Origin of the sequence: Kibdelosporangium aridum, assembly GCF_900176515.1 — a bacterium.
Lineage (GTDB): Bacteria > Actinomycetota > Actinomycetes > Mycobacteriales > Pseudonocardiaceae > Kibdelosporangium > Kibdelosporangium aridum.
Map to the genome: position 1 here is coordinate 630647 of NZ_FWXV01000002.1, position 14860 is coordinate 645506.

Consider the following 14860-nt stretch of genomic DNA (forward strand, 5'->3'; position numbering starts at 1 on the left):
GGAGGTTCCTCCGTTTCAGATTCTACTGGCAAGGACACCGACACCATGTCATTCGACAAGACCAGCACCGCCGACGAAGTCATCGCCGGAGTCGACCTCACCGGCAAGCGCGCGATCGTCACTGGCGGCGCGTCCGGTATCGGCACCGAGACCGCACGCGTACTCGCCAACGCAGGCGCAGAGGTGACCATCGCCGCTCGCGACGTCAACGCGGGGCAGAGAGTCGCCGACGAGATCAAGGCCCACGTCGCCCCGCTTGACCTGTCGTCGCAGGCCTCCGTCAAAGCCCTCGTCGACGCGTGGGAAGGCCCGCTGCACATCCTTATCAACAACGCGGGTGTGATGGCGCCGCCGCTCACCCGCACGGCCGAAGGCTGGGAACTGCAGTTCGCCACCAACCACCTCGGCCACTTCGCCCTGGCCACCGGGCTCTACCCAGCCCTCGCCGCCGCTGACGGTGCGCGCATCGTGTCCGTGGCCTCCAGCGGACACCTGTTCTCGCCGATCGTGTTCGACGACATCCACTTCCAGTGGCGTGAGTACACACCGTGGCTTGGCTACGGCCAGTCCAAGACGGCCAACATCCTGTTCGCCGTCGAGGCCACGCGGCGCTGGGCGGACGCCGGCATCTTCGCGAACGCCCTGCACCCCGGCTCCATCGCGACCAACCTGCAACGGCATATGCCCGAGTCGGAGCTCGAGCGTCTGCGCAGCGAGGTCGGCGGCTCGATGTTCCGCAAGACGCCTGCTCAAGGCGCGGCCACGTCCATCTACGTCGCGACCTCGCCGGAGTTGGACGGTGTCGGCGGCAAGTACTTCGAAGACAGCAACGAGGCCAAGACGCGTCAACCAGGCGAGTTCTCGGGCGTCGCGCCGTACGCGCTCAACCCCGAGACGGCCGAGCGGTTGTGGGAGGTGTCTCTCACCACACTGGGCTGATCACACGTGGCCCCGGCATAGTGGCTTGCATGTTTGGTGAGCTGACCCGGGCTGCCGACCGCCCCGCACTGCGCTTCAACGACGCGGAACTGACCTACCGGCAGCTGGCCGGGGCCGCGGGCGCTGTCGCCGCGCAGATCCAGGGCAAGTCGAGAGTCGCCGTGTGGGCGACCCCGACCATTCAGACCGCGGTCGCCGTGGTCGGCGCGCTGGTCGCCGGGATCCCGGTGGTCCCGATCAACCCCAAGATCGGCTCACGCGAACTCGAGCACATCCTCACCGACAGCAAGCCGGACCTGAACCTCGGCGAAGAAGACATCGACATCACCGCGTCCGCGCCGCTGCCCGAGCTCGACATCGCCGACGCACAGCCCGCTTTCATCGTGTACACGTCCGGTACGACCGGGCCGCCCAAGGGTGTCGTCCTGCCCCGCAGGGCCATTGTGTCCAATTTGGACGCGCTGGCGACCGCGTGGCAGTGGACGTCCGACGACGTCCTTGTGCACGGGCTGCCGCTGTTCCACGTGCACGGCTTGATCCTCGGCATCGTGGGACCGTTGCGGCGCGGCGGCTCCGTCCGGCACATCGGTAAGTTCTCGTCCGAAGCCGTCGCACGCGAACTCGCCGGTGACGCCACGATGATGTTCGGCGTACCGACGATGTACCACCGGCTCGCGGCCGACGCCGAGGCCGATCCAGCGCTGGCGAAGGCGGTCGGGCAGGCCAGGCTGCTCGTGTCCGGGTCAGCCGCGTTGCCTGCCAGCGATCACGAACGCATCTTCAAGGCGACCGGCCAGCGGATCGTCGAGCGTTACGGCATGTCCGAGACGCTGATGAACTGCAGTGTCCGTGCCGACGGCGAGCGCAGGCCGGGCACGGTCGGCCCGCCGGTCGACGGCGTCGACCTGCGGATCGTGGACGAGCAAGGCAACCAGCTGCCGGACGGCGAGATCGGCGAGATCGAAGTGCGCGGCCCGAACCTGTTCCTCGAGTACCTCAACCGCCCGGACGCGACCGCGGAAGCGTTTCGGGACGGCTGGTTCCGCACCGGTGATGTGGCCACTGTGGACCCAGACGGGTACGTCAGGATCGTGGGCCGCCGGGCCACCGATCTGATCAAGAGCGGTGGCTACAAGATCGGCGCCGGCGAGATCGAGAACGTCCTCCTGGAACACCCGGGGGTCGCCGAGGTCGCGGTGACGGGTGAGCCGGACGACGACCTCGGCGAACGGATCGTCGCGTGGATCGTGCCCGCCGGTGAGCGGCCCAACGAGCAGGAACTGATCGACCACGTCGCCAAGCTGCTCACGCCACACAAACGCCCAAGGGTCGTGCGGTTCCTGGACGCGTTGCCGCGCAACGACATGGGCAAGGTGACAAAGCGTGCCCTCGGCCAGTGATCCGCTGAACTGGCCTGGCTATCCGGAAACCTTGGCCCGTGCCAGGCAGCAGACCGGCGCCGATGAGTCGGTGACCTACGGCCAGGTGCTGATCGGCGACATCGACGTGATGCTGATCGAGTTCGACTTCCGGTTCCTCGGCGGCTCGGTCGGCACCGCGACCGGTGATCGCCTGGTGCACGCCCTGTCCACGGCTCGTGCGAACGGGACGCCGGTGGTCTCGTTGCTGGCGACCGGTGGCAGCCGGATGCAGGAAGGCATGTTCTCGCTGCTGCAACTGCAGCGCGTGGCCAGGGAATGTCATCTCAACCGCGAAAGCGGGATCCCGCACATCGCTGTGCTGCGCAATCCCACGACCGGCGGGGTGTGGGCGTCACTCGGCGCCGGCGCCGACGTGATCCTCGGCCTTTCCGGTGCCCAGGTCGCTTTCGGCGGCAGTCGCGTACGGTCGGCCGAGGACGCCGATCACCCGGTGTTCACCTCCGAGGGCCAGTTCGCGGCCGGTCTCATCGATGCCGTGGTGACGCCGGACTCGCTGCCCGTGGTGTTGGCGACGTGGCTGGAACTGTTGACAGGTGGCACACCCGAGCCCGCCGAGATCCCGAAAGCCCTTGGCGGGACGGAACTTCCGGCCACCGGGTGGGAAGCAGTGATGCGAGCACGCGATGCCGGGCGTCCGCGTGCCGCGGCATATCTGGAGTCCTATTTCGACGCTTACCAGTTGATCAGCGGAGACCGGGCCGGTGGAGTGGATCCCGGGGTGTTGTGCGGGATCGGCTGGCGTGGTGGCCGATCGATCGCTTTCGCCGCACAGACCGGAACCGCGACCCGCGCTGCCGGGTACCGCACCGCGAGCCGGTTGATCACGATGGCCGACCTGTTCGGGATCCCGGTGCTGACGTTGGTCGACACACCGGGTGCCGCCAACGACTCCGCCTCGGAGGCGGCAGGCCTGGCCGACTCGATCTCCGGCGTGTTCACCGCCGTGGCCGCGGCCCATATCCCGGTGACCACGCTGGTGATCGGCGAAGGCGGCTCCGGCGGCGCGCTCGCACTCGCCGGAGCCGGCCGGACCTGGATCACGCCGGACGCGTACTTCTCCGTCATCGCACCGGAACTGGCTGCCGCGATCCTCAAACGCGAGGCGGGTGACGACCTCGCCGACCAGCTACGCCTCCGTCCTCAGGACTTGCTCGACCTGGGGATTGTGGACGGCATTGCGTGACGTGACAAAGGCGAGGGCGACCACACCGACCACGATGCCGACGACGCCCGAGACCACATAGGCCGTCTCGAGTCCGCCTTCGAAGGTCGGGGCGTGCGCGACGACTGTGCCCAGAACCGCGACACCCACAGCCATGCCCAGCTGCCGGAATGTGTTGAGCGCACCGGAAGCCATCCCCGCGCGATGGTGCGGAACCGTCGCCATGATCGCGCCAGGCAACGCTTGTCCTGTCACAGCGACGCCGACGCCCGCGACTGCAAGCCCTGGCAACGTGACGATCCAGCTGTCGCCGGTCGTCAGCAACAGGGCTCCCATCCCGATCACGCCGAGCCCGATGCTGAGCGTGTACCGGAACGGAACCAAGTGCATGTGCCTGCCGAAGATACCGGCGATCACAAGCGCGGCCGCGCTCATCGGCAGCATCACCAGCCCGGCTGACAACGGTTGCAACTCAAGCCGCTGCTGCAGCCACACCGACATGAACGGCGTGTACGCGAAAGCCGCGAACGAGAACGCCATCGCCGCGAGCAGGATCACCGAGAACGACAACTGCCGGAACAGCTTGAGATCCAGCATCGCCTTGTCACTGCGAGCTTGCAGCACAACGAAAACGATCAGGACGGCCACGCCCGCAGCGATCCAGCCCAGCACACGGCCCGAACCCCACTCATGCTGCCCCGCCTCCATCAGCCCGAACGTGACGGCGCCCGTGCCCGCCGTGAACGTCACAACACCTGGCACGTCGACGCCCTTGGCATGCGGGTTGTTCGACTCGGTGACGACCTTCATGGTCAACCAGATCGCCACGATCGCGATCGGGATGTTGATCAGGAAAATCCACCGCCAGCCGAGGAACTCGGTGAGCAGGCCGCCCGCCACCGGCCCGACCGCGGCGGCCGCCCCGGCCACCACACCCCAGATGCCGAGCGCGACCCCGCGATCCCGGCCGTGATACGTGACGTTGACGATCGCCAACGTCGTCGCCAGCATCGCCGCACCCCCAATGCCCTGTACGGCCCGGGCGAGCACCAGCACCTCGATGCTCGGCGCCAGTCCACATGCGAGGGACGCGACGCCGAAAATCACCAGACTGCCCAGATATGTCCGTTTCCGGCCGATCTGATCGGCCAACGACCCACTCGCCAGCACCAGGGCGGCGAGGGCGAGGGCGTAGGCGTCGATGACCCATTGCAGGCCGTTGAGCGAAGCGCTGAGGGTGCGCGCCATGTCAGGGAGCGCGATCGTCACGATCGTGACGTCGACGAGCAGGATGAACCCCCCGAGGCACACCGCCACCAGCGGTGACCACTTCCCCATGTCGATCTCCTTACGACTCAGAACGCAGCCGAGGATTGCTGGCCGACGGTCAGGATTGCCACCAGGGCGGGGCGTCCGGCGCTTTTCGACATTCCCACCGCCTCGCTGGCGGAAACCGACATCGCTGGCTACCGTGGCACCGTGCAGCTCGACGAGACTGATCACGCGTTGATCCACGCGTTGAACATCGACGGGCGAGCACCGTTCAGCAAGATCGCCGATGTGCTGGGTCTGTCGGATCAGACCGTCGCCCGGCGTTACCGCAGACTGCGCTCGACTCAGGCGGTTCGGGTCGTTGGTCAGACGGTGCCGTGGCGGGTGGGCCACGTCCGCTGGTACATCAGGATCAAGTGCGCTCCGGCGACCGCGTTGCCCCTCGCGTCCGCCTTGGCCAGGCGGTCGGACACCTACTGGGTCCGGATGTTCTCGGGTGGCACGGAAATCGGGTGCGTCGCGCAGTCGCACACCGCTGAGCACACGGATGCTCTTCTCCTGCAACAACTTCCGCGCACGCCACGGGTCAGCGAAGTCACCGCGCACAGCCTGTTGCACGTGTTCTTCGGTGGCCCGGCCGAGCATCTCGGCTTGGTCGAGACCCTGACCAGGGAACAGGTGGCACGGCTGCAACCCGAGACCCACCCCACCGACGAAGTGGTCGTGTTGGACGAAGCGGACCACCGAATGCTTGCGGTGCTGGAGGAAGACGGCCGCGCGGGCTTCGCGGAACTGGCCAAGGCGACCGGCTGGTCCGAATCGACGGTTCGCCGACGTCTCGACTACCTGCACGACGTCGGGGCCTTGTTCTACGACTTGGACATGGACATCCAGCTACTGGGCTTCTCGTGCGAGGCGATGATGTGGATGTCGGTTTCCCCGGCCGAGATCGTGAGCGTCGGTGAGGCACTGGCCGCACATCCGGAAGTCGCGTTCGCGGCGGCCATCACCGGCACGTCGAATCTGATCGCCTCGGTGAACTGCCGGAACGTCCCCGCGTTCTACCGCTATCTCACCACCAGGGTCGCGGCGCTCAAGGCGATCAACCACATCGAGACCTCTCCGGTGATCCGCACGGTGAAACGGGGTGCCACTCTTGTCGGCTGAGATCGACGACGTCGACCGGGCGTTGATCCATGCGCTCGAAGTGGACGGCCGGGCGCCGTTCAGCAAGATCGCCGACGTGCTGGGTGTGTCGGACCAGACCATTGCCCGGCGATACCGTCGGCTGCGCGCGGAGTCGATCGCCACCGTCGTCGGGCAGACCGCGCCGTGGCGGGTCGGGCAAGTCCGTTGGTACCTGCGGATCCGGGTCGAGCCCAGCGCCGCGCTCGCCGTGGCCAGAGCGCTGGCGCGCAGGCCAAGGACGTACTGGGTGCAGATGAACTCGGGTGGCACCGAGATCACCTGTGTCGCGCAGTCGACCAGCCCTGAGGAACCGGACAACCTGCTGTTGCAGCAACTTCCGAAAACCCCACGGGTCATCGACGTCAGCGCGCACAGCATCCTCAACGTGTTCCTCGGGGACGAGGCCATCTACCCGTCGGTGCTCGACGCCCTCACGCCTGACCAAGTCGAGGCACTGCTGCCGCCACTGTCCATAACGGACGAGATCATCCCGTTGGACGAGGCCGATCAGCGGATGCTGGCCGTCCTGGAACTGGACGGCCGCGCGGGCTTCGCAGAACTGGCCAAGGCGACCGGCTGGTCCGAGTCGACGGTCCGCCGACGCCTCGACTACCTGCGCGAGTGCGGCGCGGTGTACTTCGACGTGGACATCAACTCCGCGGCCATCGGGTTGATGAGCGAGACACAGATGTGGATGTCCGTCGCGCCTTCGGAAATCCAGCGCACCGGTGAAATCCTGGCCTCGCACCCGGAGATCGTCTTCGTCGCGGCGATGACGGGCACAGCGAACATCGGCGCCACCGCGTGTTGCCGTGACGTGCCGACGTTCTACCGGTACCTGACCACGAAGATCGCCTCACTCGACGCGATCAAGCAGATCGAGACCGCGCCGGTGATCCGGACCGTCAAACGTGGCGCGACGATCGTCACGTGAGCTGCGCGACCCGGGAAGTCCAGTCGCCATGCGGCTCAAGACGGGCTATCCGAGTGTCGTCCGGCCGCCTTTCCAGGCGTACCACCAGATAGTCGTCGGCCAGCTGCTCGGCCAGGCCTTCGCCCCACTCGATCACCACGGCCGACGACGTCAGATCCGAGTCGAGGTCGAGGTCGTCGACCTCCTCGACGTGGCCGATCAACCGGTAGGCATCGACGTGCACCAGCGGAACGCCGTCCGGCGAACCGGGTTTGTGCACCCGCTCGATCACGAACGTGGGCGAGCTGACCCGGCCCTGCACGCCAAGACCGGCCGCGATTCCGCGCACCAGCACGGTTTTCCCGGCACCCAACGGGCCGGCGAGCAACACCAGGTCGCCCGCGCCGAGCAGTTTGCCGAGCTTCTGCCCGAACTCGACTGTGTCTTCAGGAGTTGGAAGGGAGATCATGCCCTGCGCCGCCACCATCTACGTCCTGCGCCACGACCACTGACGCATTGCCTGACCAGATCGACCAGGTGCGCGTTGACCTGGTCGGGTTGTTCGAGGATCACCATGTGCCCGGCGCCGCGCAGCCGGATCAGCTTCGCGTCCGGCAGTTCCTCGGCGATCCGTTCCGCGTGCGAGTACGGCGTCATCCGGTCATGGTCACCACTCAGCACAAGCACATAACAGTGCTGCAGACCCACCAACGCCTTGTACCGGTTGTGACTGCCCAACGTCTCGATGAAGTCGGCGAGCACCCGGACCGGGGTGACGTCGAGCATCTCCATCATGAAGTCGACCAGCCGTGGGCTGACGCTCCGGCCGCCGAACGCGATCAACCGGACCGCGCGCCGCGTCAACTGACCACCCGCTGCCCGGACCAGTTCGACCAGCCCCGGCTGCCAGTCGGCCAGCGTGCCCATGCTGCGGGTCAACGGGTTGTAGCGGGACAAAAGCGGGCGGGGCAGGCCGCTCGCACCGATCTCACCGGCGGACGTACCGATCAACGCCACGCCGCGGACACGGTCGGCGAAAAGCTCGGGTTCCTGTTCGGCCAACGCGATGACGGTCATCGCACCCATCGAGTGTCCAACAAGGACCATCGGGCCCTTGGGCACCATCGCGCGCAACACCGCAGCGAGATCCCGGCCCAATTGGTCGATCGTGCTCGACTCCTCGCTCGCCCTCGCGGACCTGCCGTGGCTGCGTTGGTCGTAGAGGACCTGCCGGACCCGCGGGTCGGTCTGCTCGGCGAACATCCGGCGCTGGAAGTGCCACGACTTGCGGCTCAGCGCGAAACCGTGCACCAGCACGACGGTTATCTCCGGCGTGCCACCGTCATCGGGGTCCACTTCCTCAACCGACAAAGGCACACCGTCGTCGGCCGCGACCGTGCTGGTCCGGCTCGGCGGCAGGAGCCCCAAGGGCTCATCGGCGTACATATCCTCGATATCGCGGCGTTTGGAGTAAATGGCAGCACCTATCGCCGCTCCAGTTGCCACGACACCCACCGCTCCGCCGATCAGACCCGCGATCCGGCCGTTCACCCTCGCGCCCCCACATAGCGGCGAACCACCCGGGGCCGGTACATGTTCGTGACGATCTCGTAGTCGATGGTGCCCAGGTTGTCGGCCCATTCCCGGGCCGTCGGCTCGCCGCGGTCACCAGGTCCGAACAGGATCACCTCGTCGCCGGGGCGCACCTTGTCGTCGCCGCAGTCGACCACGATCTGGTCCATGCACACCCGGCCGACGACCGGGCGCCGGTGCCCGGCGACGAAGACTTCGAGCTTGCCGGACAGTCCACGTGGCACGCCGTCCCCGTAGCCAACTGGCACGAGGGCGAGTGTGGTGTCCTGCTGGGCGATCCAGGTCAGGCCGTAGGACACGCCTTCACCGGCACGCGTGCGTTTCACACTGGCCACACTGGACCGGAAGGTCATCACCGGCCGCAGGTCCTCTTGCTGCGGCACGGGATTGAGCCCGTACATGGCGATCCCGACGCGGACCATGTCGTACGCGAGATCCGGCCGGGTCAGCGTGGCCGCGGAGTTCGAGATGTGCCGCATCGGCTTGAGGCCTTCGGCCACCGCGATCTCGTACGCCTGCTCGAACCGCTCGGCCTGCCGGTCGACCGACGGGTCACCGGGCTCATCGGCGGAGGCGAAGTGCGACCAGATCGCCCGGACGTTGTGGTCACGGGCGGCTCGGACGAGTTCCGGCCACTCCTCGGGGGGACAGCCGTTGCGGTTCAGGCCCGTGTCGATCTTGAGGTGGATCGCGGCGCCCTCGGCCGCGCGCAGCTCGTCCATGCTGGACACGCCGAGGTCCACGCCCGCGGCGATGGCGTCCGAAAGGTCCTCGCCCGGCCCGTACAGCCAAGCCAGGATGGGCGCCTCGATGCCTGCTTCGCGCAGGGTGAGGGCCTCGACCGCGGAGCACGCTCCGAGCCAGGTCGCGCCCGCCTCAAGCGCTGCCTTCGCGATCGGGACGGCGCCGTGGCCGTAGCCGTCGGCTTTCACGACAGCCATCACCGGCACCTTGGCGCGCTCGGCGAGCAGGGCGACGTTGTGCCGCAGAGCGTCGAGATCGACGATCGTCTCCGCACGCGGCGCGTATTGACCGGACATAACGTCGCCCATGCTCGCACATGTTTGCTACGGCTCGCCTTTTAGATCCGGCTCAGGAAGAACTCGTTGGACAGCTTCTGCTCGTTGAACAGCCAGTCCAACCTGCCGTGGACCACATATGTGCCGTATGGCGTTACTGCGGCCGTGGTTGGCGCGGAAATCGGCGTCTGTGTGTGCCTGGTCACTACCGCACTTGCCCAGAGGCTCCGCGGCCGCAGCACAGTCACCGCGTCTTCCCCAGGGACACCGAGCTTGTTGGTCACGACGACGAGTGAACCGTCGCGTTGGAACGCCAGGCCGTCACCGCCGACGAGCGGCTTGGCGATGGCGACCTCGGTCACCGTGTTCCTGGTCACCTTGAACAGCTTGCCGTTCTCGTAGTGCACGACCAGCAGGAATCCGGCCGGGTGCCAGACGACGCCGTTCATCCCGTACGCGGCGCCAGCCAACCGCTTGTCTGTGACAAATGGAGTCACAGTGCCGTTCACGTCGACCTTGTAGATCGTGTCGCCGGGCGGGTCGGTGACGTACGCGTTGCCGAACCAGTCGATCGCCAGGTCGTTCGGCGCCTTGCCGAACTTGGCCAGGTGCAGCGTGCGGCCGGTGGACAGTTCGAAGATGCCGAGGCCTTGGCTGTACGCGGTCAGCACGCGGTTGCGCCGGGCGTCGACGTGCACGCCGAGTGGCTGCGTCAGCGCCGGGTCGTTGACCAGGGTGCGGGCTTTGCCGTCCGGCCCGACAACGGAAATGGTGCCGCGCACGATCGAACTGACCAGGAACGCCTGCCTGGTCGGATCCCACGCCACCCCTTCCGGGTGAAGCGTCTCCCCGTACCCGTTGATCACGCGCGGCAGCCCGGTTGCCGACGCGGTCCCGGTGATCGCCAGCAAACCGGCCAGAACTAACAGGACCAGTCTCTTCATTCGAACCCCTCTTTCGATCAGGGCACGAACAGTAATCAGAGTTCTGATGATGGTCAATACTCTGTCGAGAAGTAGCATGTTGATGTGCGGATGCCGATCAAGGAGCGCCTGGGAGCCGACCTGAAGGTGGCTGTGGACGCGCTGATGGCCGCCAAACAAGCCGCCGTGAAGCCGAGCGGGCTGACCGTCCCGCAGTACTCGGCGTTGCTGTTCCTCAGCGACAACCCCGGCATCTCAGCCGCGGCGCTGGCCCGGCTGTGCCTGGTGACCCCGCAGACGATGACCACGATCCTGCAGAACCTGGAATCGGCCGGGCTGATCGTGCGCACGCCGCACCCGTGGCACCGGAACATGTTGGAAACACGGCTGACCGAGGCAGGACAGGTCGCGTTCGACAAAGCCGATGAACGGGCGGTCGCGGTCGAGCGCGGACTCGCCGCCGAGTTCACCGAGGACGAACGGAAAACCCTGCGATCTTTGCTGGCCAGAGCCACTGCCGCGTTGTCCGGTTAGACAAACTGGTGTGGTAATGCCATCACTCATGCGGGGGATACTGTAAGTTCGTTCGGTGGCGCAAGACAGGGCGGTCCGCCGGCGGGCGGCGCATTTGGGCCCAGAAAAACGACGGCCCCTCATTCTTGACTCGGCGCTGCAGGTCTACCTGGCACACGGCTATCGCGGAACTTCGATGCAAGCGGTCGCGGACGCCGCCGGAGTCACCAAACCGGTGGTGTACGAATGCTTCCGCAACCGTGACGAGTTATTGCTCGCCCTGCTCGGCAGGGAGGAGAAACGACTCATCGACGCGGTGATCGCGGCATTGCCGAAGATGCCGGACTTCGAGAACCTGGAAGCCCTGATCGGCCAAGGCCTTGAGGCTTTTCTGATCGCGGCGACCGAGGCTCCGGACTCGTGGCGAGTGGTGTTCGAGTCGTCCCGTACCTCTGATTCTCCTGTGGCCAAGCGGGTTCGCGCGGCACGGGAGACGATCCTCGGCAGGCTGCGCGACCTGGTCGTGATGTACCTGGCCACCATCAACGTCGAGGACACCGAGCGCAAAGCCCCGGTACTGGCGGAACTGCTCGCCTCGATCTGCGAGAGCTGCGGCCGGATGCTGATCGTGGAAAAGCAACCGTGGACCCCAGCGGAACTCGCGGCTTACGTGTCACGCCTGATGACCCTCGGGGTCAAGCGCGCTTAGGCAGCACTGGACGAAGTCACCGACGACTGGGTTGTCCTCACTCGCCCACGCGACACCGACCTGGGTCGGCGAGACACCAGCGACCGGCCGATACGTCACGCCCGGGCGGGCGTAGAAGCGGGCTGCGGACTCGGGTGCGAGCGCGATGCCGTAGCCGTTGGCGATCGCGCTCAGCCAGTCGTCCGGGGTTTCGGTGACGGCGCCGATGCGGGGTTCGTGGCCCTCTCGTTGATCGGCGGCCAGCCAATAGTCCCGCCACCAGCCCGTTTCCGCAGGTGCGGCCACGAATGGCTCGTTCCACAGGTCGCGGAAATCGATCCGGTCGCGGGTCGCGAGCGGATGCGCCGACGGCAGTACGACCCACCGAGGTTCGGTGAGCAGAACTTTCACGTGCCATTTTTCCTGACCGGGAAACGGGATCCGCAGTAGAGCCGCGTCGACGTCGCCCTCGTCAAGGCCGGCGCTGGGGTTCGACCACGTGGCCTGCCGCATCTCCACGCGCCAGCCCGGTCGCCGCTCGGTGAAGGCGGCGATGATCTCCGGCGTGGCCTCGTTTGCCGCGCTGGCAAGGAATCCGACCCGGAGGACCTTCGCTGCGCGGCTGGCCGAGCCTTTGGTGTCCCGCAGGACCCGGTCCCAGTCCTTCAGCAGGTGAGGAACCTGTTGCGCCAACGTTCTCCCCGGTTCGGTGAGGGCCATTCCGGCGCGTGAACGGGTGAACAGCTGCACGCCGAGGAGGTTCTCCAGCTGCTTGACCTGTTTGGTCAGCGCAGGCTGGGACACGAAGAGCCGTTCCGCTGCCCTGGTCAGGTTGCCCTCCTCGGCGACCATGGCGAAGTAGCGCAGCAACCGCGTATCCACATCCATTCCATCAGGTTATGGATGCGTGTATTAGACGCAAGCCGGAAGCCGGACCACGGTTGAGGCATGGCACTTCTGATGATCCGATACACCGTTCCGCCGGATGAGGTTTCTTCGGTGACAGAGGCGGTTCGCACCGCCTTCGAAGCCGTGGACGCCGAGCAGCCGCAAGGCATTCGGTACGCGTACCTGCGCAGCGGCGAACAGTTCATGGCGCTGCTGGAGGTGGCCGACGGCGTCGAGAACCCGTTGCCCGGTATCGAAGCGGCCCGGAACCTGCAGGCCACCGTGGCCAAACTGGCCGTCGGCCCGGCGCCTTCGCCCGAGCCGTTCGAGGTCCTCGGCGCCTACCGGATGTTCTGATGTCGACGTCTTATGTCATCGTCGCCGTCGCCACGATCGCGGTGAACGCATTCGCCGCGATCGCGGACTTCGCCCGGGCGAAATTCGTGCTGGCCAACTCGGCCGAACTCGGCGTGCCGCAATCATGGGTGTTCCCACTCGGCCTGCTCAAACTCGCCGGAGCCTTGGGCCTCGCCGCCGGACTCGCCGGATTCGAGTTCCTGGGTATCGCGGCCGCGGTCGGCCTTGTGCTGTTCTTCATCGGAGCGGTCGGCATTCACCTCAAGACTCGCGTGTACCACAACATTGTTTATCCGGGCGCCTGCCTGGCATTGGCAGGCGCCACGCTGATTCTCGCCTTGACTGCTTAGCGCTGCAATCCCGCCCAGAAGGCGCAATTGCTTTCCACAGCCGGGTTTTTCGGAGCCACTCTGGACAGACCGAGCTCCTGGACATCCGCGTCGGACTTGTAGCGTTTCCACTGGGGCACACCACGGCCGTTCGGGTTTCCGGTGTGCGCGAATGTTGTCCAGTAACGAACCATGGTCCTGGACAACGCTTCCTGTGCCGGGTTCAACGGCTCACCGAACAGCCAACCCCACAGGTAGTTCAGTTCAAAGGCATGGGCAGCGCCTTCCTCGAATCCGGGCCAGTCGCCGACGGATGGCGCTGTCCGGTCGGTGAACTGGTACGCGTACACCGGCACCTCACCCTTGAACAACCTGTAGGTGTTCATGTGGCTGCAAGTCGACAGCTGGCCCGGTGCGTCGCCCAGCCATGTCGCGTACGCGATGCTCGGGCTGGCGTAGTTGCCCACGGGGTACTTGGCCAGCACCTTGTCCGCAGCCGGGCCGAACTCCTCCCGGGTGAGCTCCTCGTAATCCGGCACGGTCACCGGTTTGCCGTCGCCGTCGTAGGTCGTCCCGACGTACAGCCGCATCTCGTCCAAGTTGTTGCCCCACATCACGGGCACGTGGTTGTACTTGCCCTGCTCCAACGCATCCGGTGGTTGCAACGGCAGCTCGCGTCCACCGACGACCGGATAACCGTCCTCCCACGCGGTGAGCATGTCCTTGACCGGCTTGGCTCGCAGGCAGGACAAGTCGGCACAGCCGACCCTCGACGAGAACTGCGCGCCTTGGGCGTAGGCCTTTTCTCGCGTGTAGGTCTTGGCGTCACAGCTGAAGCTCTGCCCGACGGCCTTGTGGAACAACCCCTTGGCCAACGGCGACACGATCATGCCGCACACACTGCCTGCGCCGGCCGACTCACCGAAGACCGTGACGTTGCCCGGATTTCCGCCGAACGCCGCCGCATTGCGCTTCACCCAACGCAATCCAGCCAGTTGATCCTGGAAACCGTAGTTCCCCGACTGGTTCCCCGCCTCCGCGGTCAAGCGTGGCGTCGCCAAATACCCCAACGGACCCAACCGGTAGGCGACCGTCACGACGATCACATCGCCTTGCGTGACAAGCTTGACCGGGTCGTAATGGGTTGCGGCGCCGTTGAGGAAACCGCCGCCGTGGAACCACACCATCACGGGCAAGGACCGATGCTTTCGCTTGGGCGTGGTGACATTCAGGTACAAGCAGTCCTCGTTGACCGACTCCTCCGGCCACAGCCCCGGCAGTTGAGCGCACATTTCGCGCGGCTTGGTGGCGTCTAACGGATCCCGCCACCGCGCCGCCGGTTGCGGCGGACGCCAACGCAGCGCGCCGACAGGCGGCGCGGCGAACGGAACCCCTTGGAACGAAAGAACTTCCCCCGATACGGCCCCCTGGACAGGTCCGCGATCAGTGAAGACGAGCGTGGCCGGCCCGGCGGCTGCCGGACTGACCAACAACCCCAGTAGACCAATCGTCGTGAGTACCAATCCCCGCCATTTCACTCGTCCACGATGACAGTGATGGCCACTTCACCGCGTCGAACTTTGGTATGACGCGAGCCCTACTTAGGGCTTCTGTTCTGTTCAGACGCGCAATGG

The 14860-nt window shown here is 66.3% G+C and carries 16 protein-coding genes; 9 read left to right on the plus strand and 7 right to left on the minus strand.

The features are described from left to right. The first annotated feature begins 45 nt into the window (after nt 1–45). The 3 genes from B9C43_RS12365 to B9C43_RS12375 are packed head-to-tail and all read left to right on the plus strand — an operon-like array spanning nt 46 to nt 3564. Entirely contained in the window at nt 46–939 is an 894-nt protein-coding gene (locus tag B9C43_RS12365; protein ID WP_084426257.1) for an SDR family NAD(P)-dependent oxidoreductase, read from the plus strand. Nucleotides 940–968: 29 nt separating this feature from the next. After that, nucleotides 969–2339, plus strand: coding sequence for an acyl-CoA synthetase (locus tag B9C43_RS12370; protein ID WP_084426259.1), 1371 nt, complete (start codon nt 969–971; stop codon nt 2337–2339). Continuing rightward, on the plus strand, nt 2323–3564 hold the full coding sequence (locus B9C43_RS12375) for a carboxyl transferase domain-containing protein (RefSeq protein ID WP_084426261.1): 1242 nt from the start codon (nt 2323–2325) through the stop codon (nt 3562–3564). Before B9C43_RS12370 ends, B9C43_RS12375 begins: the two co-directional genes overlap by 17 nt. Here the strand turns inward: B9C43_RS12375 and B9C43_RS12380 are convergent. Then, on the minus strand, nt 3508–4881 hold the full coding sequence (locus tag B9C43_RS12380) for an MFS transporter (RefSeq protein WP_084426263.1): 1374 nt from the start codon (nt 4879–4881) through the stop codon (nt 3508–3510). The two genes, B9C43_RS12375 and B9C43_RS12380, sit on opposite strands and share 57 nt — an antisense overlap. Nucleotides 4882–5022: 141 nt before the next feature. Here B9C43_RS12380 and B9C43_RS12385 point away from each other — a divergent pair, with 141 nt between their 5' ends. Then, nucleotides 5023–5982, plus strand: coding sequence for an Lrp/AsnC family transcriptional regulator (locus B9C43_RS12385; protein WP_084426265.1), 960 nt, complete (start codon nt 5023–5025; stop codon nt 5980–5982). Next, nucleotides 5972–6937 (plus strand): Lrp/AsnC family transcriptional regulator, encoded by a 966-nt coding sequence (locus B9C43_RS12390; protein ID WP_084428071.1) that lies wholly within the window; start codon nt 5972–5974, stop codon nt 6935–6937. The genes B9C43_RS12385 and B9C43_RS12390 overlap by 11 nt, the downstream gene beginning before the upstream one ends. Here B9C43_RS12390 and tsaE read toward each other — a convergent pair. From tsaE to B9C43_RS12410, 4 genes are read right to left on the minus strand one after another with little or no spacing between them, the layout of a single operon-like run. After that, entirely contained in the window at nt 6930–7403 is a 474-nt protein-coding gene (gene tsaE / locus B9C43_RS12395) for a tRNA (adenosine(37)-N6)-threonylcarbamoyltransferase complex ATPase subunit type 1 TsaE (protein WP_033384082.1), read from the minus strand. The two genes, B9C43_RS12390 and tsaE, sit on opposite strands and share 8 nt — an antisense overlap. Next, a complete protein-coding gene (locus B9C43_RS12400) occupies nt 7382–8467 on the minus strand; it encodes an alpha/beta fold hydrolase (RefSeq protein ID WP_033384083.1) in 1086 nt (361 codons plus the stop codon). Before B9C43_RS12400 ends, tsaE begins: the two co-directional genes overlap by 22 nt. Further along, entirely contained in the window at nt 8464–9561 is a 1098-nt protein-coding gene (gene alr, locus B9C43_RS12405; protein ID WP_380144846.1) for an alanine racemase, read from the minus strand. The genes B9C43_RS12400 and alr overlap by 4 nt, the downstream gene beginning before the upstream one ends. Before the next feature lie 29 nt (nt 9562–9590). Next, nucleotides 9591–10472, minus strand: coding sequence for an SMP-30/gluconolactonase/LRE family protein (locus B9C43_RS12410; RefSeq protein WP_160096491.1), 882 nt, complete (start codon nt 10470–10472; stop codon nt 9591–9593). Nucleotides 10473–10562: 90 nt separating this feature from the next. On the opposite strand from B9C43_RS12410, the gene B9C43_RS12415 reads away from it, so the two are divergent. Both B9C43_RS12415 and B9C43_RS12420 read left to right on the plus strand, forming a co-directional pair. After that, the gene (locus B9C43_RS12415) at nt 10563–10985 is read left to right on the plus strand and encodes a MarR family winged helix-turn-helix transcriptional regulator (RefSeq protein ID WP_033384085.1); all 423 of its coding nucleotides are present in this window, start codon (nt 10563–10565) and stop codon (nt 10983–10985) included. A 55-nt stretch (nt 10986–11040) separates the two neighbouring features. Continuing rightward, complete coding sequence (locus B9C43_RS12420; RefSeq protein WP_063751041.1) at nt 11041–11673, plus strand: TetR/AcrR family transcriptional regulator; 633 nt, start codon at nt 11041–11043, stop codon at nt 11671–11673. Here B9C43_RS12420 and B9C43_RS12425 read toward each other — a convergent pair. After that, a complete protein-coding gene (locus B9C43_RS12425; protein ID WP_084426271.1) occupies nt 11638–12540 on the minus strand; it encodes a LysR family transcriptional regulator in 903 nt (300 codons plus the stop codon). The genes B9C43_RS12420 and B9C43_RS12425 overlap by 36 nt on opposite strands. A gap of 60 nt (nt 12541–12600) precedes the next feature. Here B9C43_RS12425 and B9C43_RS12430 point away from each other — a divergent pair, with 60 nt between their 5' ends. Further along, a complete protein-coding gene (locus tag B9C43_RS12430; protein ID WP_084426273.1) occupies nt 12601–12897 on the plus strand; it encodes a hypothetical protein in 297 nt (98 codons plus the stop codon). Beyond that, the gene (locus B9C43_RS12435) at nt 12897–13247 is read left to right on the plus strand and encodes a DoxX family protein (protein ID WP_084426275.1); all 351 of its coding nucleotides are present in this window, start codon (nt 12897–12899) and stop codon (nt 13245–13247) included. The genes B9C43_RS12430 and B9C43_RS12435 overlap by 1 nt, the downstream gene beginning before the upstream one ends. Here the strand turns inward: B9C43_RS12435 and B9C43_RS12440 are convergent. Beyond that, nucleotides 13244–14764 (minus strand): carboxylesterase/lipase family protein, encoded by a 1521-nt coding sequence (locus tag B9C43_RS12440; RefSeq protein WP_084426277.1) that lies wholly within the window; start codon nt 14762–14764, stop codon nt 13244–13246. The genes B9C43_RS12435 and B9C43_RS12440 overlap by 4 nt on opposite strands. Nucleotides 14765–14860: the final 96 nt, after the last annotated feature.

Excerpts from the sequence above, each read along its gene's own strand:
- B9C43_RS12365 (WP_084426257.1), top strand. The coding sequence starts at position 46 with ATGTCATTCGACAAGACCAGCACCGCCGACGAAGTCATCGCCGGAGTC.
- B9C43_RS12370 (WP_084426259.1), top strand. The coding sequence starts at position 969 with ATGTTTGGTGAGCTGACCCGGGCTGCCGACCGCCCCGCACTGCGCTTC.
- B9C43_RS12380 (WP_084426263.1), bottom strand. The coding sequence starts at position 4,881 with ATGGGGAAGTGGTCACCGCTGGTGGCGGTGTGCCTCGGGGGGTTCATC.
- tsaE (WP_033384082.1), bottom strand. The coding sequence starts at position 7,403 with ATGGTGGCGGCGCAGGGCATGATCTCCCTTCCAACTCCTGAAGACACA.
- alr (WP_380144846.1), bottom strand. The coding sequence starts at position 9,561 with ATGGGCGACGTTATGTCCGGTCAATACGCGCCGCGTGCGGAGACGATC.
- B9C43_RS12410 (WP_160096491.1), bottom strand. The coding sequence starts at position 10,472 with ATGAAGAGACTGGTCCTGTTAGTTCTGGCCGGTTTGCTGGCGATCACC.
- B9C43_RS12415 (WP_033384085.1), top strand. The coding sequence starts at position 10,563 with ATGCCGATCAAGGAGCGCCTGGGAGCCGACCTGAAGGTGGCTGTGGAC.
- B9C43_RS12425 (WP_084426271.1), bottom strand. The coding sequence starts at position 12,540 with ATGGATGTGGATACGCGGTTGCTGCGCTACTTCGCCATGGTCGCCGAG.
- B9C43_RS12430 (WP_084426273.1), top strand. The coding sequence starts at position 12,601 with ATGGCACTTCTGATGATCCGATACACCGTTCCGCCGGATGAGGTTTCT.
- B9C43_RS12435 (WP_084426275.1), top strand. The coding sequence starts at position 12,897 with ATGTCGACGTCTTATGTCATCGTCGCCGTCGCCACGATCGCGGTGAAC.